Here is a 24,357-nt window from a genome sequence, read left to right as displayed (position 1 = left end):
CACTAGTACGGCAAGGCGGTGCAACGCCGCCATGGGCGCTTTAGCGGTGCGCTCTCAAGCCATGAAGTCGAAGAGGGAATTCTTGCCCGTATACCCCGGCAAGGCCGAATTCGTGCCCATCTGTTCCTGCGCCGAATACGCCTTCACCAGCGCCTGCGCCTGCGCCGTCAGCGCTTTCGCCAGCACGGCCTTCTTGCTCGTCAGGGTGGTGATGTCCTTGCCCACCGTCTGCACTTCCTTGCGGATGATGCTCGTTTCGCCCGTCAGCTCGCCGATCTTGCTGGCGAACTGGTCCGCCACACCCTTGCCGTTATTCGTAAACAGCTTGCTGACGGCGTCGGGATCGGCATCGATGGCGGCCTTGAGTTTTTTCTCGTCCAGCACCAGCTCGCCGCTCTTGCCCAGGGTCACGCCTGCGCTGCCCAGCACCGACGACGGCACGCCCGTGCTGGCCGTGCGCAGCACCTGTTCCATCTGCGAGCGCACCTGGCCCAGGGCCGTGTCGGATTTCAAGTCGCCCTGCTGCAGGCTCTGCAGCTTGCTGTTGAGTTCATTGTAGGCCGTGACGAAGCTGGCCACGTTGCTGGCGATCTGACTGCTGTCCTTGGCGATGACGAGGTCGGTCGTGCCCTTTTTCTTCAGCTCGATGGTGGCGCCCTCGATGGCCGTCGTCAGGGTATTCGTGGCGCTCTTGATGTCCTTGCCGTCGACGGTCAGCAGCGCGTCCTGCGCGGCGGCCGTCTGCTGCATGCCCTTGCCGGCGCCGGGCGCGTAGGCCAGCAGGTTGCTGACGGCCGCGTCGCCGGAGACGCTGATGCGCATGCTGCTGTCGGCGCCGCTCTTGCCATTGATCGCCAGCGAATAACCGTCGGCGCCCTTCACCACGCTGGCGTCGACGCCCTGCTGCTTGAGCGCGGCGGCGATGCCGTCGAGGCTATTGTTGCTGCTGTCGATGGTCAGCGAGATGATCTTGCCGCTGCCGGGCGTAAATTGCTTGCCGTCAGCCGTGCCCACTTCGATCTTCACCAGCGCGGGCGCGCCCGTGCCGATCGGCGTGCTGGACGACTTCTGCGCGCCGCTCAGCAGGGTTTGCCCCTGCGCCAGTTGCTTGACGTTCAATTCATGGCTGCCGCTGGCGGCCTTGTCGGTGGTGGTGGCGCTGAGCACGTCCTTGCTGCTGGGCGTGGCCGAGGTGGCCAGGCCGCTGCCGGCCATGTTCTTGGCCACGGTCTGGAATTTCGCCAGCGCCGATTGCAGCTGGCCCAGGCCCGAGAACTTGGCCTGGCCGCGCGCCAGCGTGGCATTGAGCTTGACGACGCCCGTGTTTTGCGACTGCATCTGGCGCTCGACCTTGGCATACACGTCGGCCGAGATATTGCCCTGTGTGGTCTGCTGCGTATTGTTGGTATAGGTCTTGCTGCTGATGGTCGAATTAAACATGGTGGCTTTTCATCCGGTGAGAGTGTGCGCTCACGGTTCAGGCTGGACCGTGCGCCGCGTCTGCAAGAGATGAGGCGGCAAGCGCTCAAGGCGCGGCAGCGTCGTCTCCACTGATTGATAATTATGCAGCATGGCTAAAAGATCAAAACAGCGAGCAAAGCCATGTTTACCGTCGTGCAAACCTGTTTGCACCATTTTAGCGCATTTCAATGCATGCGCCAGGTCCACGAGGGCAGCGCCGCGCCTAGCGCATGAACTTGGCAATGGCGCTGCTGACGGCCATGTCCAGCTGCTGGAACGTGAGTCCCACCTTGAAACCGGCGCTGCTGAAAATGCAGTGCGACACGGCCGTGCGCGCTTCGATGATGTGTGCCTTGCCATCGTAGAACAGTTCGAACAGCACCTTGCCCTGCTTGCCCGCCGGTACCGGATCGGCGATCACGGCCGACATCCCGCCTGGCCCCACATCGAGGGTGCGCGCCGCCACTGGCCCCGCGCCATCGATCACCAACATTGCCTTGGCACGCAAAATCTTGCGTGCGCCTTGCCTTTGTTCAACTGACACTGTATTCCGCTTCTCTATCAATTCATGGTCGACGCGGATGCGCAAGACGCATCCATCGGACAAATATTATAGTTCCAAACGGAAATTCTGTTTGACTTGTCTCAAACTTGGCATTTACACCATGCCAACTATTACTCGTGGTCGCGCAACTTGTTGAACGCCTCGTCGATGCGCTCGACGCCGATGACCTTGATGCCTTCGATGGCTTGCTTGGGCAGGTTGGACTTGGGCACGACGGCCAGGGTAAAGCCCAGCTTGGCGGCCTCGCGCAAGCGCTCCTGGCCCCGCGGCGCGGGACGGATTTCGCCGGCCAGGCCCACTTCGCCGAACACCACGAGTCCGCGCGGCAAGGGCTTGTTGCGCATCGATGAATTGATCGCCAGCAAGACGGCCAGGTCGGCCGCCGGTTCCGTGATCTTGACGCCGCCCACGGCATTGATGAACACATCCTGGTCGAAGGCGGCGATGCCCGCGTGGCGGTGCGCCACGGCCAGCAGCATGGCCAGGCGGTTCTGTTCCAGGCCGACGGACAGCCGGCGCGCATTCGGCAAGTGGCTGGTATCGACGAGGGCCTGGATTTCCACCAGCAGGGGGCGCGTGCCTTCCTGCGTCACCATCACGCAGGAACCGGGCACCTGGTTGTCGTGCTGCGACAGGAACAGGGCGGACGGGTTCGACACGCCCTTCAAGCCCTTTTCCGTCATGGCAAACACGCCCAACTCGTTGACGGCGCCGAAACGGTTCTTGATGGCGCGCACGAGGCGGAAGCTGGAATGGGCGTCGCCCTCGAAATACAGCACCGTGTCGACGATGTGTTCCAGCACGCGGGGCCCGGCCAGCGCGCCCTCCTTCGTCACGTGGCCCACGAGAATGATGGTCACGCCCGTCTGCTTGGCCGCCCGCGTCAGCTGCGCCGCGCACTCGCGCACCTGCGCCACGGAACCGGGCGCCGAGCTGAGCGCGTCCGAATACACGGTCTGGATGGAGTCGATCACCACCACTTCCGGCTTCAGGTCGTTCAGGGTGGAAAGGATCTTTTCCAGCTGGATCTCCGCCTGCAGTTTGAGTTCCTTGGCGTCGATGACGAGGCGCTTGGCGCGCAGGGCGATCTGCGCCCCCGACTCCTCGCCGCTGACGTACAGCACGCGCTTGTGGTGCGACATATTGGCCAGCGCCTGCAGCAGCAGGGTCGACTTGCCGATGCCGGGGTCGCCGCCGATCAGCACCACGCCGCCCGCCACCATGCCGCCGCCCAGCACGCGGTCGAATTCCTCGATGCCCGTGCCGAAGCGGGGCACGTCGATGGCGTCGATGTCGTCCAGCGACAGCACGGGCGCCGTCTGCGCCAGCGACATGTGCTGCGGATTGGAATAGCGGTTGTTGCCGCCCGTCTCGGGCAGGGTTTCCACCATGGTATTCCACTGGTTGCACGAGGTGCACTGCCCCATCCATTTATTACTGATGGCGCCGCAATCGCTGCAGGTGTAGATGGTCTTGACTTTTGCCATGGTGTTTTTGCCCGGGTAAGGAATAATGCTGTTTATATATACAGTAGATTCACAGTATATACAAACCGCGCCGCCGCGTCACCTAGGCTACGATGACGGGCACGCGGGGCGCCAGTGCGCACATCAGCTCGTAGCCGATGGTGCCGGCGGCCAGCGCCACGTCGTCGACCGGCATGCCCTGGCCCCACAAGGTGACGCTGCTGCCGACCTGGGCGCCGGGCACGTGCGTCAGGTCCACCATCAGCATGTCCATCGAGACCCGGCCGATGAGTCCCGTGCGCACGCCGTCGACGAGCACGGGCGTGCCTTCGGGCGCGTGGCGCGGGTAGCCGTCCGCATAGCCGCAGGCCACCACGCCCACCTTGACGTTGCCCGCCGCTTCATAACGGCTGCCGTAGCCCACCACTTCGCCGGCGGCGATGTCCTGGATGCCGATAATCTGGCTGCGCAAGGTCATGGTGGGCAGCAAGCCAAAGGCCTGCGCCGACGTGCCGCCGGGGGCGCCGCTGGGCGTGCCGCCGTACAGCATGATGCCGGGACGCACCCAGTCGCTGTCCAGCTGATGCAGCAGCAGGCCGGCCGAATTGCACAGGCTGCGCGGCAAGGCGGTACCGATGCTGGCCGCGCCGGCCTCGAAACGCAGCATCTGCTGCTCCAGGGGCAAGCGCGTGGGCGCCGCCTCGTCCGCATTGGCGAAGTGCGTCATCAGGGTGATCGTGCCGACGTGGGGAATGGCGCGCAGGCGCGCATATGCGGCGGCCACGGCGGCCGGCGTAAAGCCCAGGCGGTTCATGCCCGTGTTCATTTTCAGGTGCACGTCGATGGCGTGCGGCAGGCGCGCCGCTTCCAGCATGGCGATCTGCTCCACGCAATGCACGCTGCCATTCAAATGGTGCTGCGCCATGACGGGCAAGTCGCTGGCGTCGAAAAAGCCTTCCAGCAGCAGGATGGGCTTGGTCCAGCCCAGTTCGCGCAAGCGCACGGCGTAATCGACTTCGACGAGGGCCAGGCCATCGGCCTCGGCAAAGCCCCGCATGGCCCGTTCCAGGCCGTGCCCGTAGGCATTCGCCTTGACGACGGCCCACACCCTGGCGCCTTGCGCGCAGGCACGGGCGCGCGCCAGATTATGTTGCATGGCATCGAGATGGATGGTGGCGATGAGGGGCCTGGGCATATGCGTGATTCACGGCGGGTGGGAAAGCCGTATTTTACCGGATGGGCAGGCCACGGATGGGGCGCACGCTCAAGGTCGTGTACAGAGGACAGCATTTACAAAATGCTCACATGTATGTGTATTTTTCTACGGCAGAATAATTAAGTGCGCCTTAGGCAAGCGGATGTGAAGCAGGCCCGTCCAAACTTGGGGTTTGCCGTTTTTTCGTGGTATAAAGCAAGCCAGATATGATTTCAGGCATTCCAGAATGAATCGTGGTTTTTATACCATCATGGCGGCGCAGTTCTTTTCCTCGCTGGCAGATAACGCCCTCTTTTTTGTCGCCGTCGATTTATTGGTGTCCATGAAATCCCCGGCGTGGATCACGCCGCTGCTCAAACTGTCGTTCGTGCTGTTTTATGTGCTGTTGGCCGCTTTTGTCGGCGCCTTCGCCGATGCTCTGCCCAAAGGCAAGGTCATGTTCATCGCCAACATGGTCAAGATCTTCGGCTGCGCCCTCGTCTTCTTCCATGTGCATCCGCTGCTGGCCTACGCCGTCGTCGGTTTTGGCGCGGCCGTGTACTCGCCCGCCAAGTACGGCATCCTGACGGAACTGCTGCCGCCGGAAAAGCTCGTGGCGGCAAATGGCTGGATCGAAGGCTTGACCGTCACCTCCATCATCCTCGGCACCGTCATGGGCGGCGCGCTCGTCAGCGGCCACGTGTCCGACCTGCTGCTGTCCATCGATATCCCGCTGATCGACACGGGCATCACCAACAAGACGGAAGCGGCGCTGTGCGTGGTGGTGGGCATCTATGCGCTGGCGACCCTGGCCAACCTGAAGATTCCCGACACGGGCTGCGTGTATCCGCACCAGGAACGCAATCCTATCAAACTGATCACCGATTTTGCCAATTGCTATTCCATCCTGTGGAAAGACAAGCTGGGCCAGATCACCCTGGCCGTGACGACCCTGTTCTGGGGCGCCGGCGCCACCTTGCAGCTGATCGTGCTGGAATGGGCCAAGCAATCGCTGAACATGCCGTTCGACAAGGCCACCAGCCTGGTGGGCGTGGTCGCCATCGGCGTGGCGGGCGGCGCCGTGCTGTCGGCCCGCTTCATTCCCCTGCGTAAGTCCTTGACCGTGATCCCGCTGGGCATCGCCATGGGCGTCATCGTGATGATGATGACGCAGGTGCACTCCGTGTGGATCGCCTACCCGCTGCTGATCTTGATCGGCGCCCTGTCCGGCTTCTTCGTCGTGCCCATGAATGCTCTGCTGCAACACCGTGGCCACGTGCTGATGAGCGCAGGCCACTCCATCGCCGTGCAGAACTTCAATGAAAACCTGTCCATTCTGACCATGCTGGCCGTGTATTCCATCATGATCCGCCTGCACCTGCCGCTGAACATCATCATCACCCTGTTCGGCCTGTTCGTCGCCGGCACCATGTACATGATCATGCGCAGGCACAAGCTGAACCAGCTGGAACATGACAATCTTTCCTTGATCGGCGAGCAAAAACATTAAACCCAGCAAGGGCCGGGGTCAGACCCTGAGGGTCTGCCCCCGGATGTTTTGGGGTTAAGAGTTTTAAATCGGCAAAGCGCCAGCCAGCCGCCGCGCGGCCGCCTGCTCCGTCCAGGTAGCGGGCACGACAAAACCGCGTGTGCGCTCCACATCCCAGCCGTCGATATGGTCTACCGATGCGACCATCACGGGTTGCGCCAGATCACACAGCTGCGCGCGCAAGGCATCGACTTCCAGCACATCCACCTCGCGCCCCTTGTACGGGGCCAGCCATTGCAGCCGGGGCAAGATGACATAGCGCTGCCCGGGCAGCTGCGCGGGCGTGCACCAGAAGCCGTGTCCATGCTCTGGAGAAATGCCGTCCATGCCCGGCATCGTGCCGCTGGCATAGAACAGCCAGCCCTTGACGAGCGCCTGCGCCGCCCTTACGGGCTGCGCCAGCAAGTCTTGCGCGGCCGGATGGCGGGCCAGGGCCAGTTGCTTGTCGAGAATCTTGCGCATCTTCAAGCCCAAGGTATCGGCCAGGTTGGGGCCGATCAAGTGGTTGAAGATGCCGGGATCGGGCGTGCCTTCGAGCAGGTAGAACTTGGTGGCAAATTCCCAGTGCAGCAGATCGTCGCCGTCACGCAGCAGGAAATCGAACTCGCCCACCGTGTCGTTGCAGTTGACCTGCACCTGCAAGCCATGCGCCTGCAGCAATCCCTGCTGTTCAAAATAAAAGGCCAGCAGCTTTTCAGCGTACAGGCCCAGGCGGGAATAGAACTTGGGACCCAGCGCCCCATCGAGCGGCGCAGGATCGCGCTGCAAGGCGTCCAGCCAGGCGGCCACGGCAGGCGTGACGGCCGGCAGACTGGCGATGCGCCCGCCCCAGTGGGGGCTGGCCGGGTCGAGCAAATCGGGCGAATCGAGCAGCCAGGCCAGCGCCCGCACGCGGGGGTGCGTCAGATGCCCCCAGCGGCGTTCGAAGCGGGCCTGGAAAGTCTCGCCGGCCCGGTCAGTCGCCCGCATGCGTACTTTTCGCCAGGCACAGATCGGCCCAGGCGCGCGCCTTGGCCTTGCCCGTCTCGTCCTGCAACAACATTTCCGGGTGGAAGGTGGCCACGACGGCCGCGCTGCCCAGCTGGCGCACCGTGCCGCGCACGGGCTTTTCGCCGGGATTGATGCCGGCGGCGGCCATCGAACCGAGGGTAATGATGGTGCGCGGCTGCAGCAGGGCCAGCTCGCGGTCAAAATACGGACGGCAGGCGGCGGACTCGGCCTCTGTCGGCAGGCGCTCCTGACCCGCCTCATCGAGCGGACGGCATTTCAGCAGGTGCGTGATGTAGACATCGCTGGCCGCATCGACTTCGATGGCTTTGAGCATATTGTCGAGCAATTTTCCCTGCTCGCCCGGCAAGGCGCGCCCTTCCCGCTCTTCCAGCCGCGAGGGACTGCTGGCCAGCATCAGCCAGGCACCCTGGCGGTCGCCGCGGCCCATGACGACGCCCTTGCGCGTCTTGCACAAGTCGCAGCGCGCACACTTGGCGACGGCGGCCGCCAGGCCATCCCAGTCGAGGGCGGCGATGTCGGCGTCGCTCAGCTGCTTCACGGGCGGCGGTGGCGGCGCATCGTCGAACCAGGCCGTGTCGTCGGACGGGGCGACGGGCATTGGCGCCGCGGCTGGCACCTCAGCAACAACTTCGGGCACGGGCACGGGCGCGGGCACCGGGACCGCGACCGGAACGGGAACGGGAACGGGAACCGTAACTGGTGCAGGCGCAGGCGCGGCGGCTAGCGGCTCGGCAAGCTCCGCCGGCGCGGCTTCGGCCGCTTCAACGGCTTCGGCTGCGGCGCCCTGGCGCAGGCGCCACAATGGCCCCACGCCCATTTCATCGAGGAAAACGGCGCTGCGGCTCATAAGGTATAACGCATCACGATGGCGTCCTCACGTTGCGAGTTGCTGGCCGGATAGTATCCCTTGCGCCGGCCGATCTGGGCAAATCCGTAGCGCTGGTAAATGTCGAGCGCGCGCACGTTCGACGGGCGTACTTCCAGCAGCATCGATTCCATGCCCAGCTGGCGCGCGCAGGCGCAGGACTGGTTCAGCAGGAAGCGGCCCAGGCCCTGGCCCTGGATGGCGCCGTCGACGGCCACGTTGAGCAAATGCGCCTCGTCGACGACGAGCATCAGCAGGAAATAGCCAAGCAGGGTGCCGTCCGTATCGCGCAGTACCCAGGCCGGGTAGCCGCTCTTGAGCGAATCGACAAAGTTGCCATGCGTCCAGGGATACGGATACACGCGCTGTTCCAGCGCCAGCACCTCGGTCAAGTCGGCCTCGGCCATCGGCTGGTAGTCGAGGCGCAGCAAGTCCCAGCCTGCCCCGTCGTCGCGCACCTTGCCCGCCTCGCTCATTGCGCGGACTCCGCAGCGGCCTTGGCGGCCTGCATGTCGAGCCGTTCCGCGCTCGTGTAGGCGATCTTGTTGCGCAAATACAAAGGCTGCGCATCGGCCGCCTTCACGACATGACCGGCCGCAAAGGCGATGCGCGCCAGCTGCCCCACTTGCACGGCGTGGGGCATGATGGCGGCGTCGGCCGTGGCGGCGCACGGCAGCGGGGCCAGCGCCTCGGCATAGGCGGCAAAGCCGTTGCCGCAACCCATGACGTCGCCCTGCGGCGCCACGCCGGCCGGCGCGCTCAGGACGGGCGGCAATACAGCGTGCAAGCCATCCTGGTAATCATATTGCGCCCAGTACACTTCGCCCATGCGCGCGTCGAGCACGGTCACGATGCGCTGCGCGCCATGCTGCTGGTGGCAGGCCAGCGCCATGGCGTCGAGCGTGACGACGGGCACGACGGGAAGATTCGCGCCATAGGCCAGGCCTTGGGCGATGCCGCAAGCCGTGCGCACGCCCGTAAACGAGCCGGGGCCGGAGCCGTAGGCGATGGCATCCACGTCGGCCAGGGTCACGCCCGCTTCGGCCAGCAATTCCTGCACCATCGGCAGGATGGACTGGGAATGCGTGCGCACGCCCGACGAGGCGCGGGACAGGACGACGTCGCCGCGCAGCAAGGCGCAAGAGGCGAGTTCGGACGAGGTTTCGATAGCGAGGAGAGTGGGTAATAAGGTAGACATAGCGTATTTTACCCTGCCGCGCCATGCTGCGGCACTCCCCGCCCGGGCCTGCCTTGCGAGGGAACGCCATCGCCCGCGGCATGGCGCCCGCACAGCGCCGGCGCGAGGGCGGCTATAATGAAAGGCTCAGCGGCCTTGCCTGGCATGCGCCATGGCGGCGCCGAGTGCCAGCGCGATGCCGGCGCCGCCCGGGCGCCCGGCTATCGTTGCGCAATCAAACGCTGAGCAACACCGTCTTCCACTCTTGCCCTGGTCCGTTCCGTGAATCCACTTCTTGCTAAACTGCAACCATATCCCTTTGAAAAGCTGCGCCAGCTGTTTGCCGGCGTAACGGTCAATCCCGAGTATGCGCCCATCAGCCTGGGCATGGGCGAACCCAAGCACCCGACGCCGGCCTTCATCGAGCAGGCCCTGGTCGACAATATCCACGGCCTGGCCAGCTACCCGACCACCATCGGCTCGGAAGCCTTGCGCGGCGCCATCGCCGGCTGGCTGGAGCGCCGCTACGGCATCCCCACGCTCAATCCTGCCACGCAAATCCTGCCCGTGAACGGTTCGCGCGAAGCGCTGTTTGCGCTGGCGCAAACGGTGATCGATCCGGCGGCCGGTTCGCTCGTGATCAGCCCGAATCCGTTTTACCAGATCTATGAAGGCGCGGCCTACCTGGCCGGCGCCGAACCGTATTTCGTCAATTCCGACCCGGCGCGCAATTTCGGTTGCGACTACGACAGCGTGCCCGCGTCCGTGTGGGAAAAGGTGAAACTGCTGTTCCTGTGTTCGCCCGGCAACCCGACGGGCGCCGTGTTGACCCTGACGGACTGGGAACACCTGTTCGCCCTGTCCGAGCGCTATGACTTCGTCATCGCCGCCGACGAGTGCTATTCCGAGATCTACCACGGCGACACGCCCCCGCTGGGCGCGCTGCAGGCGGCGCACATGCTGGGCCTGTCCACGGTCGAGCGTCCGTATGCGCGCCTGGTGGTGTTTTCCAGCCTGTCGAAGCGCTCGAACGTGCCGGGCATGCGCTCGGGCTTCGTCGCCGGCGACGCGGAAGTATTGAAAAAATTCCTGCTCTACCGAACCTACCACGGCGGCGCCATGAGCCCCGCCGTGCAGGCGGCCTCCGTCGCGGCCTGGAACGACGAAACCCATGTCGAGGAAAATCGCGCCAAGTACCGCGCCAAGTTCGACGCCATCACGCCGCTGCTGCAATCGGTGATGGACGTGCAATTGCCGGACGCCGGCTTCTACCTCTGGGCCGACGTCAGCCGCACGGGCCTGTCCGACACGGAATTCGCGCAACGCCTGTACGCCGAATATAATGTGACGGTATTGCCTGGCAGCTACCTGGCGCGCGACGCGCACGGCATCAATCCGGGCCGCAACCGCATCCGCATGGCCCTCGTGGCCGAAACGGCCGAAGGGCTGGAAGCGGCGTTGCGCATAGTAAAATTCTGCCAGCAGCTTTCCGCATCCGCATCAACCCACTAAACAAGACATCATCATGAGCCAACAACTGCAAAACATCATCGACCAGGCCTGGGAAAACCGCGCCGAGATCAATCCGGGCAACGGCACGGCCGAACTGCGCGACGCCGTCTCCCACGTCATCAACGGCCTGGACAACGGCAGCATCCGCGTGGCGGAAAAAACCTCGGGCGACTGGGTCGTCAACCAGTGGGTCAAGAAAGCCGTGCTGCTGTCGTTCCGCCTGGAAGACAACGTCGTCCTGCCATCCGATGGCACGATGCAGTTCTACGACAAGGTGCCGACCAAGTTCGCCAACTACACGAAGGAAGACTTCGCCAAGGGCGGCTTCCGCGTGGTGCCGCCAGCCGTCGCCCGCCGCGGCAGCTTCATCGCCAAGAACGTCGTGCTGATGCCGTCCTACGTCAACATCGGCGCCTACGTCGATGAAGGCGCCATGGTCGACACCTGGGCCACCGTCGGTTCCTGCGCGCAGATCGGCAAGAACGTCCACCTGTCCGGCGGCGTCGGCATCGGCGGCGTGCTGGAACCGATGCAGGCGAACCCGACCATCATCGAAGACAACTGCTTCATCGGTGCCCGCTCGGAAATCGTCGAAGGCGTGATCGTCGAGGAAAACTCCGTCATCTCGATGGGCGTGTACATCGGCCAGTCGACCAAGATCTACGACCGCGCCACGGGCGAAGTGACCTACGGCCGCGTGCCGGCCGGCTCCGTCGTGGTGTCGGGCAACCTGCCTTCGGAAGACGGCAAGTACTCGCTGTACTGCGCCGTGATCGTCAAGCGCGTGGATGCGAAGACCCGCGCCAAGACCGGCATCAACGAACTCTTGCGCGGTATTTGATCACTTCGCAGTGAAGTATCGGCAATACCTGAATGTCCCGCCCCGGCGGGACATTTCTATTTGTGCCAGTGCAACATTTGTTAGAGGTAACGCATGTTCAGAGTCGATTACGAGACGTTGGAGCCATCAGAGGATTTCCTGCTGATGTGCTACGCAGGCGCACCATTTAGCGGCGTGGCGGTTGAAAACGATGCCGAGGGCGTATTAATGACAGAAACCAGTTTTGTTAATGGCCAGCAAAACGGGATCTCCCGGCAATGGTCGGCTACAAACAGACTTATTCGCGAAGAATGGCTTGCTCTGAACGCGCTACACGGCCAGGCGCGGGAATGGCACGACAATGGCGCGCGCAAATCCGACGGATACTATGAACTAGGAATATGTATCCGGAACCAAGTGTGGGACGCGCAGGGCACTCTGCTTAAAGACTATCGGATAGATGAAACAGGCCCGCAATTTGCAACACTGAAAAAACTGCGTAGCAGTCAGATTGGCGCCCTGGCCGGCGCCGCACCTCTCCCACATGGCGACTGAACACAACTTCAATCGTCCTGCAGCCATCTCCCATCCTGTCCTATACTGGATGGCATGAATACTCCTCCCGTATTGATCGTCGGCGCCGGCCCTACCGGCCTCATGCTTGCCTTGCGCCTGGCGCGCCATGGCGTCGATTGCCGCATCATCGACAAGAACAGCGGGCCGGGCCAGGCGTCGCGGGCCATGGCCGTGCATGCGCGCACCCTGGAGTTTTACCAGCAGCTGGGCTTTGCGGACGAGCTGGTCCACCTGGGCATCAAGATCAATGCCATGCACATTCACGAGGGCGGCGAGGAACTGGTGAAACTGGCGCTGGGCGAGATCGGCGAAGGCCTGAGTCCCTACCCTTTCGTGCTCAGCCTGCCCCAGGACGAGCATGAACGCTTTCTTATCAGCAAGCTGGCAGCCGCCGGCGTGCACGTGGAATGGAACGTCACCCTCGACTTGTGGACGCAGGACGATAGCGAAGTGCAAGCCATACTGCTGAAAGATGGCGAACGACAATATTGCACGTTTGACTATATCTGCGGCTGCGACGGCGCCCGCAGCGCCGTGCGCGAGATCGCCGGCTTCGACTTTTCCGGCGGCACCTACGACCACCTGTACTACGTGGCGGACGCGAAAGTGGCCGGCAGCAATATGGATCTGCACGCCCACCTGGGCGCCAACGCCTTTGCCCTGATGTTGCCCGTGCGCACCAGCGGCATGCAGCGCCTGATCGGCATCCTGCCCGACCGGCCGGAAGGCGCGCCCGCGCCCGTGTTCGACGACGTGCGGGAACCGGTGCAAGCCCTGCTGGGCATCGAGGTCGAGCACGTGAACTGGTTTTCCACGTATAAAGTGCACCACCGGGTGGCCGGGCAATTCCGCGAGCGGCGCTGTTTCATCCTCGGCGATGCGGCCCATCTGCACAGCCCCGTGGGCGGCCAGGGCATGAACACGGGCCTGGGCGACGCCGTCAACCTGGCGTGGAAGCTGGCGCAAAAACTGCGGGGTCAAAGCAACGACGCCCTGCTCGACACCTATGAAAGCGAGCGCATCGTGTTCGCCCGCAAGCTCGTCGCCACCACCGACCGCGCCTTCCAGGCCATCGTCGCGCAAGGCATGGCCGGGCAATTCCTGCGCCGCTGGCTGGTGCCGCACGCCCTGCCCTTCCTGTCCGGCTTCGAGCGGGCGCGCCGCCTGCTGTTCCGCACGGTGTCGCAAATCCAGATCAGCTATGAAGACAGCGCCCTGTCCGCCGGCTACGCGGAACACTTGCGCGGCGGCGACCGCCTGCCGTGGTTTTCCGACGGCACGCAAGACAATTTCATCGCCCTGCGCAGCATGGATTGGCAATTGCACATCTATGGCGAAGCTGCGCCGGAACTGCTGGACGAGGCCCGCGTGCTGAAACTGCCCGTGCATTGCTACACTTTCAACGTGGCCGCCAAGCTGGCGGGCCTGGGCCGCGACGCCGCCTACCTCGTGCGCCCGGATGGCCACATCGCGCTGGCCCTGCACCTGCAGGAAAGCGGCGCCCTGCGCGCCCTGGCCCTGCGGCTGGGCCTGCATTTCGGCCCGGCGGAAGCCGGCAAGGCGGCGCCACGGCCCGTCTAGGAAAAGCCGCGGGCATGTTGCAGCGCCGCATCGACTGGCGCAACGACTGTATAATGGCGGCTGACATCGCATATCGTGCCGGCGCAAGCGCCGCGATCAAGCGAACCGCATTCATTCCCCGTTAGCCCGACCACTATGACCATTACACTCTACGGTATCCCCAACTGCGATACCGTCAAAAAGGCCCGCACCTGGCTGGCCGCGCAGCAGCTCGACTTTACCTTCCACGACTTCAAGAAACAGGGCCTGGAACGCGCCACCGTCGAGGCTTGGCTGGCGCAATTGCCGTGGGATGTGCTGGTCAACAAGAAAGGCACGACGTGGCGCGCCCTGTCCGACGATCGCAAAGCCGCCACCGTCGATGCCGCCAGCGCCCTGGACCTGATGCTGGAAAACCCGTCCATCATCAAGCGCCCCGTGCTGGACAAGGATGGCCAGTTCAGCGTGGCGTTTTCCGATGCGCAGTACAAGAACATTTTTTCAGTTTAAACCCGACCCCTGCAAGGCTGGGGTCGTACGGGGACACCGAGTCCCAAGGGTACGACCCCGCTCCACACCATGACCACCTCCAAAACCCTCGCCCTGACCGAAAAACTGATCGCCCTGTCCTCCGTCACGCCGGACGACAAGGGCTGCCAGCAGCACCTGATCGACATCCTCACGCCGCTGGGCTTTGTCTGCGAAACGATACAGTCGAACGACGTGACCAACCTGTGGGCGCGCCGCGGCACCACCTCGCCTGTGTTCGTCTTTGCCGGCCATACGGACGTGGTGCCCACGGGCCCCGTCGAGCAGTGGCGCTCGCAGCCCTTCATTCCCACGCACCGCGACGGCAAGCTGTACGGCCGTGGCGCGGCCGACATGAAGACCTCGATCGCCGCCATGGTGGTCGCTTGCGATGAATTCATTGCCGCCACGCCCGGGCACACGGGCTCGATCGCCTTTCTGATCACCAGCGACGAGGAAGGCCCGGCCACGGACGGCACCGTCATCGTCTGCGACAAGCTGAAGGAACGGGGCGAAACGATCGATTATTGCCTGGTGGGCGAGCCCACGTCGAGCGCGCAGCTGGGCGACATGATCAAGAACGGCCGCCGCGGGTCGCTGTCGGGCCGGCTGACGATCAAGGGCGTGCAGGGCCACATCGCCTATCCGCACCTGGCGAAAAACCCCATCCACGAAGCGGCGCAGGCGCTGGCCGACCTGGTCGAGGAACAATGGGACGCGGGCAATGAATACTATCTGCCGACCACGTGGCAAATGTCCAACATCAACGCGGGCACGGGCGCAAACAACGTCATTCCCGGCGACATGGTGATCGACTTCAATTTCCGCTTTTCCACGGCCAGCACGGCGGAAAGCCTGCAGGAACGGGTGCACGCCATCCTCGACCGGCATGACTTGCAGTACGACTTGCAGTGGACCCTGAGCGGCCTGCCCTTCCTCACGCCGCGCGGCACCCTGTCCGATGCGCTGTCCGCCGCCATCGAGCAGGAAACGGGCATCGTGACGGAGCTGTCGACCACGGGCGGCACCTCCGATGGCCGGTTTATCGCGCAGATCTGCCCCCAAGTGATAGAATTCGGGCCGCCCAATGCCAGTATTCACAAGATCGACGAGCACATCGAACTGCGCCACATCGATCCCCTGAAGAATATTTACCGGCGCACGCTGGAGCATTTGCTGCCCGCCTGAACCTGACATACCGAGGCCCGCCACGGCGGGCCAGAACACCGTCTTTTCGAGAATGCCATGACCCCGAACCCGTTTTCCACGCCACGCGACCTGCTGCGCTACGCCGTCACCCGTTTCAACACCGCCAAGCTGTTTTTCGGCCACGGCAGCGCCGAAGCGTTCGATGAAGCCGCCTACCTGGTCCTGCACACCCTGAAATTGCCGCTCGACCGCCTGGAACCCTTCCTCGACGCCAAATTGCTGCCGTCGGAAATCGCCAGCGTGATGACCGTCATCGACCGCCGCAGCATCGACCGCGTGCCGGCCGCCTACATCACCCGGGAAGCATGGCTGGGCACGTATAACTTCTACGTCGACGAGCGCGTGATCGTGCCCCGCTCCTTCATCGCCGAGCTGATCCCGGAATACTTCGCGCCATGGGTGCCGGAACCGGACGCCGTGGAAAACATCCTGGAACTGTGCACCGGCTCGGGCTGCCTGTCCATCATGATGGCCGACGCCTTCCCGAACGCCAGCGTGGACGCCGTGGACATTTCCGCCGACGCGCTGGCTGTGGCCAAGCGCAACGTCGACACGTACAAGCTGCAGGACCGCGTGCACCTGATCGAATCGGACCTGTACGCCAACGTGCCGGCCAAGAAATATGATTTGATCATCAGCAACCCGCCGTACGTGAATTCCGCCTCGATGGGCGCCCTGCCCCAGGAATACCTGGCTGAACCGCAGATCGCCCTCGACGGCGGCAGCGACGGCATGGACCTGGTGCGCAAGATCATCGCCGGCGCCGCCGAACGCCTGACGGACGACGGCATCCTGATGATCGAGATCGGCAACGAACGCGAATACGCGGAAGCGGCCTTCGGCGAGCTGGGTCTGACCTGGCTGACGACGAGCGCCGGCGACGACATGGTGTTCCTGCTGACGGCCGAGCAGTTGAAGCTGGCCTAATTGACTACCGGGGTCAGTCCCTTCAGGATCGACATTCGTCCCTCTGGGACAAATGTCCCCGCCGGGTCTGACCCCAGCCTCTACAAAGAAAAAAATGATACGTTTCCTACAAGTAAGCCTGATGCGCGGCATCAAACCGTTGCTCGAACAAGTCGACGTCACCCTCAATCCGGGCGACAAGATCGGCCTGATCGGCGCCAATGGCGCGGGCAAATCGAGCCTGTTCGCCATGATGCGTGGCGAATTGCACCCTGACCAGGGCGAAATCGATTTCCCCGCCAAGTGGCGCGTGGCTTACGTGGCGCAGGAAACCCCGCCGCTGGACCGCGCCGCGCTCGACTACGCCATCGACGGCGACGTCACCCTGCGCAAACTGGAAGCGGAACTGGCGCGCCTGGAATCGGAACCGGCCACGTCGGAAAACGGCATTGCCATCGGCGAGATCTACAGCGCGCTGGCCGACGCCGACGCCTACACGGTGCAGTCGCGCGGCGAGCAATTGCTGCTGGGCCTGGGCTTCACCCTGGACCAGATGCAGCAGCCCGTGGCGAGTTTTTCCGGCGGCTGGCGCATGCGCTTGAACCTGGCGCAGGCGCTGATGTGCCCGTCCGACCTGCTGCTGCTCGATGAACCGACCAACCACCTGGATCTGGACGCCATCATCTGGCTGGAAGACTGGCTGAAACGCTATGCCGGCACCTTGCTGATCATTTCCCATGACCGCGACTTCCTCGACGAAGTCGTCAACGTCGTCGTGCACATCGACGAGCGCAAGCTGAAGCGCTACTCGGGCAACTACTCGAGCTTCGAGCGCCAGCGCGCGGCGCAGATGATCCTGGCCGCCGGCGCGCTGGAAAAGCAGCAACGCAAGCGTGCCCACCTGGAATCGTTCGTGAACCGCTTCAAGGCGCAGGCTTCCAAGGCCCGCCAGGCGCAGAGCCGCATGAAGGCGCTGGCGAAGATGGAAGAGCTGGCGCCCTTGCGCGCCGCCGCCGAATTCTCGTTCGAATTCCGCGAGCCCTTGAGCGCGCCGAACCCGCTGCTGGTGATGGAAGACGTCGACGCGGGCTACAAGATCGAGAACGAAGCGACGGGCGAAATCACGCACAAGACCATCGTCAACGGCATCAAGTTTTCGCTGCAGATCGGCCAGCGCATCGGCCTGCTGGGCCAGAACGGCGCCGGCAAGTCGACCCTGATCAAGACCATCGCCGGCGAGCTGATGCCGCTGACGGGCGACGCCACCCTGGGCAAGGGCCTGAACATCGGCTACTTCGCCCAGCACCAGGTGGAAATGCTGCGCCACGACGAGTCGCCGCTGTGGCACTTGTCGAAGATCGCGCCGACCACGCGCGAGCAGGAACTGCGCAACTTCCTCGGCGGCTTCAACTTCCCCGGCAACATGGTCACCAGCTCGATCGCGCCCTTCTCGGGCGGCGAAAAAGCCCGCCTGGCCCTGGCGCTGATCGTCTGGCAGCGTCCGAACTTGCTGCTGCTCGATGAACCGACCAACCATCTGGACCTGGAAACGCGCGAAGCGCTGACGGAAGCACTGGCGCAGTTCGAAGGCACCCTGGTCGTCGTTTCCCATGATCGCCACTTGCTGCGCGCCACCACGGACGAATTCATCATCGTTGCCGACGGCAAGCTGCAGCCGTTCGACGGCGACCTGGACGACTACAAGGACTGGCTGTTCAAGACCAAGCTGGGCAAGGGCACGGACGTGCTGCCGGCCGCCGGCAAGGCCAACAAGACGGACTTCCCCGTCGTTTCGCCGGTCGCCGCCGCCCCGGCCCCTGCCGCGCCCGTGCGCGACAAGCGCAAGGAAGCGGAAGAGCGCCAGAAGACGGCCGCCCTGCGCAAGCCGATCGAAAACAAGATCAAGCGCCAGGAAGAGCAGATCGCCAAGCGCAACGCGCAAAAGGCGGAAACGGACGCCAAGCTGGGCGAGCCGAGCATCTATGACGCGGCCAACAAAGCCAAGCTGAAGCAGTTGCTGGCCGACCAGACCTTCTTCACCAAGGATCTGGCCGAACTGGAAGCGGAATGGCTCGATCTGCAGGATCAGCTAGAGAAACTCGGCTAACGCAAGACACCAAGACGACCCCCGGGTCGTCTTTTTTTCAGGCCGCCTGCATGGGACTGGGGCTGCGGATGGCCATCAGGCGGTCGATGTCGACGAGGATCAGGCGGCGCCCTGCCACCGTGCCCAGGCCCAGCAGGTAGTCGGCCTCCGTCTCGCCCAGGCCCGGCACGGCGGCGATGTCGCCGGGCGCCAGGGTGACGATATCGGTGACGCCGTCGACCACCATGCCCATCACGCCATTGCTCAGCTGCAGGATGATCACGTCCATGGACGGATCGGGCGCGCCCCGGGCGCTGCCGAACGCGGCGCGCATGTCGACGATGGGGATGATCACGCCGCGCGAGACGGCCACGCTGTGCAGCACTTCCCCTTCCGAGGAAAAACGGTCGAGCTCCTTCAGGGGGCGCAATTCCCGCACGCAGCGGTAATCGAGGCCGTATTCCAGGCCGCCCAGGCGGAAGCTCAGGTACTGCGTCAGGGAGTGCGCAGTGCCGCGTTCCGCCGTTCCAGCGGCGCCGGGTGGTGTCGTGGGCTGCATGGTGTTCCTTTCATCCGGTAAGCGCTGCCAGGATGCGCAGTGGCGCAATGCTGCAATAGTGCAACTTTGGCCCCATGCTAACGGGCATCGCCGCGGCCGGCGTTGAGAAACATCAACTTTCCAGGAAGACATCAGCGCTTGGGGGCACGGCCTTGCGCGGGCGCAGTGCCGCCCGTCTTGGCTTACAATACCAGCATGTTTTTTCCACAGGCCGGCCATGCAACACCTCGTCAATCCCGCTGAAGTCGAGTTTTCCGCCATCCGCGCCCAGGGCCCGGGCGGACAGAACGTCAACAAGGTGTCCAGCGCCATCCACCTGCGCTTCCCCATCGCCGCCTCGTCGCTGCCGGAAGCCTACAAGGAACGCCTGCTGGCCCTGCGCGACAGCCGCATCAGCAAGGATGGCGTGCTGGTGCTCAAGGCGCAGCAGTCGCGCAGCCAGGAGCAGAACAAGGAGGAAGCCTTGCGGCGCCTGCAGGAAATCATCGACAGCGTGACCTTTTTGCCCGCCGTGCGCCGCGCCACCAAGCCCACGCGCAGCTCGCAGCGGCGCCGCCTCGACAGCAAGAGCACCCACAGCATCCTGAAACAGTCGCGCGGCAAGGTGACGGATTAGGCGGCGGCGCTACGGCGGCGGCGCGTACGTCCAGTCCAGGCTGCCGCTGCTGTCCGCAAACACCAGCTGCGTGGCCGGCGTGGCGCTGCGCAACAGCGCCTTGATCTCCTTCGGCGGCCGGTCGTAGACCTTGGCCGGCCCGGGCGGCACCACCATGGCGCGCACCGTCGTTTCACCGTCGACCAGGCCCAGGGTGCAGCGCGACTGGCCGGCCGTCGCCTGCCGCGACTGGCGCAGCTGCTGCACCAGCGCCAGCATCTGCGCCTGCAGGATTTCCGACTGCTTCACTTCCAGCCGCAGGCGCGCCACCTCCTTCAGGACGGGGGCGATGCGCGCGGCCAGCTTGTCGTACTGCACTTGCTGCGCCGGCTGCAGCTGCAGCTCGCCGCGCCGCAGCTGGCCCGCCAGGGTCAGGTAGTTGCGCACCTCGGGCAATTGCGCGATGGCGTCGATTTCCTGCTGCCGCTTGGCCTGCATGCGCGCATGCTGCTCGCCCTTGGCCAGGCTGTCGGCGATGCGCTGCTCCAGCGCGCTCAGGTCGGGCACGAGCGGAAACAGCAGCATCTCCACCTGGCGGCGCGGTCCGGCGCTGCCGATGCGGATGGTGCGCGCCGCCACGGCGCAGCCTTCGGCCAGTTCGATGACGACTTCGTCGGCGATGATCTCGCAATTGCTGGCATGGTCGATCACCACGCGCGTGCCGGCGATGACGCAGCTTTCCGCGCGCTTCAGGTGCACCTCGCCGCTCAGGGCCTGCACCACGGAGCCGGATGCCACGCCCGCGATGCGCACGTCGCCGTGCTCGTTGAAGGCCGTGCCGCCCACGAGGTTGCGCTGCAACAGGATCAGTCCGCCATGCGAATGCAGGTGGCCGTACACGTCGCCGTGGATGGTGATGTCGCTGCCGTCCACCTGGCGCTGCTCCTGCACGTCGCCATATTCCTCGTAGGCGGCGCGCAGCTTCAGGTTGCCCGTGGTGCGGCTGCTGACGCCGTCGCGGCTGACGATCTTGTTTTCGATGGAAATCTTGCCGTGTTCATCGACATTCACGTAGCCATCCTGCGTGGCCACGACGAAGTCGCCTTCGCTGTAACGCTCGACGGCCGTGCCATTGCCGGCCACGGCCGCCGGGTCCAGTTCCAGCGGCGCTGGCGGCGGCAGCACGTTGCCGGCCAGGTCATAGCCGGGCAAGCCGGGCGCCGCCGGCAGCAAGCGCAGCAGGCGCGCATGCTTCTTGACTTGCGGGAAGCGGTTCTTGAAGCTGAGCAAGTCGAGCCGGCCGTCGGGGCGCTCGCGCGGCGCATCGTCGCGGTGGATGCCCTGCGACACTTCGACCAGCTGGGCGTCGCGCCCCGGCTGCGGCGGCAGCACGCGCGCCACCGTGATGCGCTCGGCCTTGCCGGCGTCGAGTATGGCGCGCACGGCCGCGCTGTCGAGGCCATAGCGCACGCCCTTGCCCCACAGGTCGGCCACCAGCTCGTCGAACTCGCGGCGCGCCGGCACCTGGCCATCCGCGTCGGGCGGCAGCGCCTCGAAGTAGAACTCGGCGCTGTCGCCGCGGATCTTGACTTGCTTGTAGAGCAGGCGCCGCAGGGGTGGAAAAGGCGCCACGCGGGCAGCGATGCGCAGCAGGGCTTCGCCCCTGGGGGGACTGCCCGGCACGGGCGCATGGAACAGGGTCAGCAGGAACAGGGCGTAATCGAGTCCGGCCAGCAGCTGCCCCGACTGGAACAGCTGGTCGACGGCGGCGCGCAGCTGCGCGGGCGCCAGCGCCAGGTCGAGAAACACGCCATCGTGGCGCTGCACCAGGCCGCGCGGCAAGCCGCCAGCGGGAACCGCCTCCGGAACGGGCCTTGCTTCGTCGCTCACCACTTGCCTCCAGAATGAAAATTCAGGGAATTGCCTCAGTGCACTAGAACAATATCACGGGGCGTGGCGGCGTGCCTGACTCGGCAGCAATGTGCCTGCCAGATGCAGACAGGGCCATGTCTTGCGAGATGGCCCTGTGAGATGGGGTGCGGGAAGCCTAGCGGCGCGGCGGGTTGGAGTAAATGTCCTGGCCCACTTCATTGATCTGGCGGCGCAGGTCGCGGCGCTCGTCGGGCGTCATGCGGCCCGTGCGGCGCGATGCATCGGCCCCTTCGCTGGCGCGGCGCTGCTCTTCCACGCGCGTGTCGAAGCTGCGTGCGTCACGCTGCTCGCGTACTCGCGTATCATTGCTATTGCTGCGCTGTACCTGCTCATAGCGCTGGGCCTGCATCTGCTGCTGTTCGTCACGGCGGGGCGGCGGCTGGTTCTGTGCCTGCGCCAGGCTGGCGCCCAGGATGGAACACGCGGCAAACGCGGACAGCACGGACGAGGAAGTGCGCGCTGCGAAAGCTGCGCTGGGAGCGGCGTGAATGTTTTTAGTAAAGATATTCATTGAGTTCCTCTTCCGCGATGCCGTATAAACTAAAGCTGATTTCCACTGTGGCCCCAGTGTATGATGCTTTACACGGTGCAGTAAGAGTAATTGGGTAAAGTTTGTAACAGTTTGTAATGGGTCGCCACAGCCCCTTGTGGGCGCCGCGCGAGGCGTTACTATAGCAACCAATATAAGATAACACGACACCCTAAATGACCACAACCTCCACTTCCGGCAGCAATACAACAACGCAATCCGTCCACGGCCACCAGGCCAAGATCATGGTGGTGGATGACGATGTGCGTCTGCGCGATCTGCTGCGCCGCTACCTGACCGAACAGGGATTCAACGTCTTTACGGCCGAGAGCGCCACCGCCATGAACAAGCTGTGGCTGCGCGAGCGCTACGACCTGCTGGTGCTCGACCTGATGCTGCCGGGCGAAGACGGCCTGTCCATCTGCCGCCGCCTGCGCGGCGCGGGCGACCAGACGCCCATCATCATGCTGACGGCCAAGGGCGAGGACGTGGACCGCATCGTGGGCCTGGAAATGGGTGCCGACGACTACCTGCCGAAACCGTTCAACCCGCGTGAACTGGTGGCCCGCATCGGCGCCGTGCTGCGCCGCAAGGGTCCCGATGAAATTCCCGGCGCGCCGTCGGAAACGCCGCAAACCTTCGAGTTCGGCGACTTCGTGCTGGACCTGGGCACGCGCACCCTGAAAAAGAATGGCGAAACGGTGCCCCTGACGACAGGCGAGTTTTCCGTGCTGAAAGTGTTTGCCCGCCATGCGCGCCAGCCCCTGTCGCGCGAAAAACTCATGGAACTGGCACGCGGCCGCGAGTACGAAGTGTTCGACCGCAGCCTGGACGTGCAGATCTCGCGCCTGCGCAAGCTGATCGAGCCTGATCCGTCGAGCCCGCTGTTCATCCAGACCGTGTGGGGCCTCGGCTACGTCTTCATCCCGGACGGACAGCCGCGCTGATCGCTGGCGAGGCATGATGAAGCTTGTTCCCGATATCAGCCTGGCGCGGCTGAAAAGCGGCCTGTTCTGGCGTACCTTTTTGCTGCTCGGCACCTTGACCACGGTCAGCATGATCACCTGGATCGGCATGATTTCCGTCATCCAGCGCGAGCCGCAGGCGCAGCAGATTTCCGCCCAGATCATTTCCGTCGTCACCATCACGCATGCGGCGCTGACGCACTCGGCCCCCGAGCTGCGGCGCGAGCTGCTGTTCGACCTCGTCAGCAATGAAGGCATCCGCATCTTCTCGCTGGAAGAGGACGACCGCATCGAGCCGCCGCCCGACAATTACCTGATGCCGGAGATCGAGGCGCTGGTGAAGGCCAAGCTGGGCAAGGACACGCGCTTTTCCGCACGCGTCAACGGCGTGGCCGGCTTCTGGGTCAGCTTCAAGATCGACGACGACGAATACTGGCTGATGCTGGACCGCGAACGCCTGCGCGGCCTGACGGGCTTCCAGTGGCTGGGCTGGGCCAGCCTGGTGTCGCTGCTGTCGCTGCTGGGCGCGGCCATCATTTCCAGCCTGATCAACCTGCCCCTGTCGCGCCTGACGGCGGCCGCGCGCGACATCGCCAAGGGCAAGCAGCCGGCGCCGCTGCCGGAAAAGGGCCCGATCGAGATCATTGAGGCGAACCGCAGTTTCAACCAGATGGTCGACGATCTGAAGCAGGTGGAATCGGACCGCGCCGTGATTTTGGCGGGCATCTCGCACGACTTGCGCACGCCGCTGGCGCGCATGCAGCTGGAAGTGGAAATGGCGAACCTGTCGGACGAGGCGCGCGAAGGCATCCAGTCCGATATCGGGCAGATGGACGCCATCATCGGCCAGTTCCTCGACTACGCCAAGCCGACGGAAGCGTCGAGCTTTACGGACGTCGACCTGAGCGGCCTGCTGACCGACATGACGCGCGAAGCCATGCGCCTGCCCGACGTGAAGATCCATGCCGAAATCGCCGAAGGGGCGCATGCGATGGGCAACCCCACCGACTTGCGCCGCGTGCTCAACAACCTGATCGAGAATGCGCGCCGCTACGGCAAGACGCCGGGCAGCGACGTGACGGAAATCGACATCGCCTGCCACGTGCGCACCAGCCATGGGGCGAAGAAGGTGATCATCGAGGTGCAGGACCATGGCACGGGCGTGCCGGCGGAAAAGATCGAGCAATTGATGAAGCCGTTCACCCGCCTCGACACGGCGCGCGGGCAAGCCAACGGCGCCGGACTCGGCCTGGCCATCGTCGACCGCGTCCTGCTGCGCCACGGCGCCGAA

General features: G+C 64.3%; 23 protein-coding genes. 12 read left to right on the top strand and 11 right to left on the bottom strand.

Annotated features, from left to right (window positions below; translation table 11 throughout):
• Window positions 1–54 precede the first annotated feature (54 nt).
• The 4 genes from fliD to alr form a co-directional block, all read right to left on the bottom strand.
• On the bottom strand, window positions 55–1,440 hold the full coding sequence (fliD, locus tag EBS11_RS25280; protein WP_290607696.1) for a flagellar filament capping protein FliD: 1,386 nt from the start codon (window positions 1,438–1,440) through the stop codon (window positions 55–57).
• Between the two features lie 244 nt (window positions 1,441–1,684).
• Window positions 1,685–2,005, bottom strand: coding sequence for a PilZ domain-containing protein (locus EBS11_RS25275; RefSeq protein WP_290607695.1), 321 nt, complete (start codon window positions 2,003–2,005; stop codon window positions 1,685–1,687).
• A 131-nt stretch (window positions 2,006–2,136) separates the two neighbouring features.
• The gene (radA, locus tag EBS11_RS25270; RefSeq protein ID WP_290607693.1) at window positions 2,137–3,513 is read right to left on the bottom strand and encodes a DNA repair protein RadA; all 1,377 of its coding nucleotides are present in this window, start codon (window positions 3,511–3,513) and stop codon (window positions 2,137–2,139) included.
• 82 nt (window positions 3,514–3,595) lie between these two features.
• Window positions 3,596–4,687: an alanine racemase gene (alr, locus tag EBS11_RS25265; protein ID WP_290607691.1), complete on the bottom strand. Its 1,092-nt coding sequence runs from the start codon at window positions 4,685–4,687 to the stop codon at window positions 3,596–3,598.
• 247 nt (window positions 4,688–4,934) lie between these two features.
• On the opposite strand from alr, the gene lplT reads away from it, so the two are divergent.
• Window positions 4,935–6,197, top strand: a complete 1,263-nt coding sequence (gene lplT / locus EBS11_RS25260) for a lysophospholipid transporter LplT (protein ID WP_290607689.1) — start codon at window positions 4,935–4,937, stop codon at window positions 6,195–6,197.
• 63 nt (window positions 6,198–6,260) lie between these two features.
• Here the strand turns inward: lplT and EBS11_RS25255 are convergent, their stop codons facing one another.
• Genes EBS11_RS25255 through tsaB form a run of 4 tightly spaced genes read right to left on the bottom strand, consistent with a single transcriptional unit; the run spans window position 6,261 to window position 9,310 of the window.
• Complete coding sequence (locus tag EBS11_RS25255; protein WP_290607687.1) at window positions 6,261–7,205, bottom strand: DUF1853 family protein; 945 nt, start codon at window positions 7,203–7,205, stop codon at window positions 6,261–6,263.
• A complete protein-coding gene (locus EBS11_RS25250) occupies window positions 7,192–8,094 on the bottom strand; it encodes a uracil-DNA glycosylase (RefSeq protein ID WP_290607685.1) in 903 nt (300 codons plus the stop codon). Before EBS11_RS25250 ends, EBS11_RS25255 begins: the two co-directional genes overlap by 14 nt.
• A complete protein-coding gene (gene rimI, locus EBS11_RS25245) occupies window positions 8,091–8,588 on the bottom strand; it encodes a ribosomal protein S18-alanine N-acetyltransferase (protein ID WP_290607683.1) in 498 nt (165 codons plus the stop codon). The genes EBS11_RS25250 and rimI overlap by 4 nt, the downstream gene beginning before the upstream one ends.
• A complete protein-coding gene (tsaB, locus tag EBS11_RS25240) occupies window positions 8,585–9,310 on the bottom strand; it encodes a tRNA (adenosine(37)-N6)-threonylcarbamoyltransferase complex dimerization subunit type 1 TsaB (protein ID WP_290607681.1) in 726 nt (241 codons plus the stop codon). The genes rimI and tsaB overlap by 4 nt, the downstream gene beginning before the upstream one ends.
• 261 nt (window positions 9,311–9,571) lie before the next feature.
• On the opposite strand from tsaB, the gene dapC reads away from it, so the two are divergent.
• From dapC to EBS11_RS25200, 8 genes are all read left to right on the top strand, one after another.
• On the top strand, window positions 9,572–10,801 hold the full coding sequence (gene dapC, locus EBS11_RS25235; RefSeq protein ID WP_290607679.1) for a succinyldiaminopimelate transaminase: 1,230 nt from the start codon (window positions 9,572–9,574) through the stop codon (window positions 10,799–10,801).
• A 13-nt stretch (window positions 10,802–10,814) separates the two neighbouring features.
• A complete protein-coding gene (gene dapD / locus EBS11_RS25230; protein ID WP_070282206.1) occupies window positions 10,815–11,642 on the top strand; it encodes a 2,3,4,5-tetrahydropyridine-2,6-dicarboxylate N-succinyltransferase in 828 nt (275 codons plus the stop codon).
• A gap of 93 nt (window positions 11,643–11,735) precedes the next feature.
• The gene (locus EBS11_RS25225) at window positions 11,736–12,176 is read left to right on the top strand and encodes a hypothetical protein (protein ID WP_290607675.1); all 441 of its coding nucleotides are present in this window, start codon (window positions 11,736–11,738) and stop codon (window positions 12,174–12,176) included.
• A 54-nt stretch (window positions 12,177–12,230) separates the two neighbouring features.
• Window positions 12,231–13,778: an FAD-dependent oxidoreductase gene (locus EBS11_RS25220; RefSeq protein ID WP_290607673.1), complete on the top strand. Its 1,548-nt coding sequence runs from the start codon at window positions 12,231–12,233 to the stop codon at window positions 13,776–13,778.
• A gap of 135 nt (window positions 13,779–13,913) precedes the next feature.
• Window positions 13,914–14,267, top strand: a complete 354-nt coding sequence (locus EBS11_RS25215) for an ArsC family reductase (RefSeq protein ID WP_290607671.1) — start codon at window positions 13,914–13,916, stop codon at window positions 14,265–14,267.
• A gap of 69 nt (window positions 14,268–14,336) precedes the next feature.
• Window positions 14,337–15,473, top strand: a complete 1,137-nt coding sequence (gene dapE / locus EBS11_RS25210; protein WP_290607669.1) for a succinyl-diaminopimelate desuccinylase — start codon at window positions 14,337–14,339, stop codon at window positions 15,471–15,473.
• A 57-nt stretch (window positions 15,474–15,530) separates the two neighbouring features.
• Window positions 15,531–16,421, top strand: coding sequence for a 50S ribosomal protein L3 N(5)-glutamine methyltransferase (prmB, locus tag EBS11_RS25205; protein WP_290607667.1), 891 nt, complete (start codon window positions 15,531–15,533; stop codon window positions 16,419–16,421).
• 94 nt (window positions 16,422–16,515) lie between these two features.
• Window positions 16,516–18,507, top strand: a complete 1,992-nt coding sequence (locus tag EBS11_RS25200; protein WP_290607665.1) for an ATP-binding cassette domain-containing protein — start codon at window positions 16,516–16,518, stop codon at window positions 18,505–18,507.
• Window positions 18,508–18,544: 37 nt separating this feature from the next.
• On the opposite strand, the gene EBS11_RS25195 is transcribed toward EBS11_RS25200, so the two are convergent.
• Entirely contained in the window at window positions 18,545–19,045 is a 501-nt protein-coding gene (locus EBS11_RS25195; protein ID WP_290607663.1) for a chemotaxis protein CheW, read from the bottom strand.
• Window positions 19,046–19,262: 217 nt separating this feature from the next.
• On the opposite strand from EBS11_RS25195, the gene arfB reads away from it, so the two are divergent.
• Entirely contained in the window at window positions 19,263–19,661 is a 399-nt protein-coding gene (gene arfB / locus EBS11_RS25190; RefSeq protein WP_290607661.1) for an alternative ribosome rescue aminoacyl-tRNA hydrolase ArfB, read from the top strand.
• Window positions 19,662–19,670: 9 nt separating this feature from the next.
• Here arfB and EBS11_RS25185 read toward each other — a convergent pair whose 3' ends face one another.
• Both EBS11_RS25185 and EBS11_RS25180 read right to left on the bottom strand, forming a co-directional pair.
• Window positions 19,671–21,530 carry a flagellar assembly protein A gene (locus EBS11_RS25185; RefSeq protein ID WP_290607659.1) on the bottom strand — a complete coding sequence of 620 codons (1,860 nt, stop codon included), beginning with the start codon at window positions 21,528–21,530 and terminating at the stop codon, window positions 19,671–19,673.
• Window positions 21,531–21,687: 157 nt separating this feature from the next.
• Window positions 21,688–22,083 carry a hypothetical protein gene (locus tag EBS11_RS25180; RefSeq protein ID WP_290607658.1) on the bottom strand — a complete coding sequence of 132 codons (396 nt, stop codon included), beginning with the start codon at window positions 22,081–22,083 and terminating at the stop codon, window positions 21,688–21,690.
• 263 nt (window positions 22,084–22,346) lie between these two features.
• Here EBS11_RS25180 and ompR point away from each other — a divergent pair, with 263 nt between their 5' ends.
• Both ompR and EBS11_RS25170 read left to right on the top strand, forming a co-directional pair.
• The gene (gene ompR, locus EBS11_RS25175; protein WP_223278807.1) at window positions 22,347–23,048 is read left to right on the top strand and encodes a two-component system response regulator OmpR; all 702 of its coding nucleotides are present in this window, start codon (window positions 22,347–22,349) and stop codon (window positions 23,046–23,048) included.
• Between the two features lie 13 nt (window positions 23,049–23,061).
• Window positions 23,062–24,357 (top strand): sensor histidine kinase (locus tag EBS11_RS25170; RefSeq protein ID WP_290607656.1); only part of this gene is annotated, 1,296 nt, incomplete at its 3' end.

The organism is Janthinobacterium sp. (genome assembly GCF_009923995.1).
GTDB lineage: Bacteria > Pseudomonadota > Gammaproteobacteria > Burkholderiales > Burkholderiaceae_D > Janthinobacterium.
This window is presented reverse-complemented; position numbering and strand designations above follow the sequence as displayed.

Excerpts from the sequence above, each read along its gene's own strand:
- EBS11_RS25195 (WP_290607663.1), bottom strand. The coding sequence starts at position 19,045 with ATGCAGCCCACGACACCACCCGGCGCCGCTGGAACGGCGGAACGCGGC.
- EBS11_RS25200 (WP_290607665.1), top strand. The coding sequence starts at position 16,516 with ATGATACGTTTCCTACAAGTAAGCCTGATGCGCGGCATCAAACCGTTG.
- prmB (WP_290607667.1), top strand. The coding sequence starts at position 15,531 with ATGACCCCGAACCCGTTTTCCACGCCACGCGACCTGCTGCGCTACGCC.
- rimI (WP_290607683.1), bottom strand. The coding sequence starts at position 8,588 with ATGAGCGAGGCGGGCAAGGTGCGCGACGACGGGGCAGGCTGGGACTTG.
- EBS11_RS25220 (WP_290607673.1), top strand. The coding sequence starts at position 12,231 with ATGAATACTCCTCCCGTATTGATCGTCGGCGCCGGCCCTACCGGCCTC.
- radA (WP_290607693.1), bottom strand. The coding sequence starts at position 3,513 with ATGGCAAAAGTCAAGACCATCTACACCTGCAGCGATTGCGGCGCCATC.
- alr (WP_290607691.1), bottom strand. The coding sequence starts at position 4,687 with ATGCCCAGGCCCCTCATCGCCACCATCCATCTCGATGCCATGCAACAT.
- dapD (WP_070282206.1), top strand. The coding sequence starts at position 10,815 with ATGAGCCAACAACTGCAAAACATCATCGACCAGGCCTGGGAAAACCGC.
- EBS11_RS25255 (WP_290607687.1), bottom strand. The coding sequence starts at position 7,205 with ATGCGGGCGACTGACCGGGCCGGCGAGACTTTCCAGGCCCGCTTCGAA.
- EBS11_RS25225 (WP_290607675.1), top strand. The coding sequence starts at position 11,736 with ATGTTCAGAGTCGATTACGAGACGTTGGAGCCATCAGAGGATTTCCTG.
- tsaB (WP_290607681.1), bottom strand. The coding sequence starts at position 9,310 with ATGTCTACCTTATTACCCACTCTCCTCGCTATCGAAACCTCGTCCGAA.
- EBS11_RS25180 (WP_290607658.1), bottom strand. The coding sequence starts at position 22,083 with ATGAATATCTTTACTAAAAACATTCACGCCGCTCCCAGCGCAGCTTTC.
- ompR (WP_223278807.1), top strand. The coding sequence starts at position 22,347 with ATGGTGGTGGATGACGATGTGCGTCTGCGCGATCTGCTGCGCCGCTAC.
- EBS11_RS25215 (WP_290607671.1), top strand. The coding sequence starts at position 13,914 with ATGACCATTACACTCTACGGTATCCCCAACTGCGATACCGTCAAAAAG.
- fliD (WP_290607696.1), bottom strand. The coding sequence starts at position 1,440 with ATGTTTAATTCGACCATCAGCAGCAAGACCTATACCAACAATACGCAG.
- lplT (WP_290607689.1), top strand. The coding sequence starts at position 4,935 with ATGAATCGTGGTTTTTATACCATCATGGCGGCGCAGTTCTTTTCCTCG.
- arfB (WP_290607661.1), top strand. The coding sequence starts at position 19,263 with ATGCAACACCTCGTCAATCCCGCTGAAGTCGAGTTTTCCGCCATCCGC.
- dapE (WP_290607669.1), top strand. The coding sequence starts at position 14,337 with ATGACCACCTCCAAAACCCTCGCCCTGACCGAAAAACTGATCGCCCTG.
- EBS11_RS25250 (WP_290607685.1), bottom strand. The coding sequence starts at position 8,094 with ATGAGCCGCAGCGCCGTTTTCCTCGATGAAATGGGCGTGGGGCCATTG.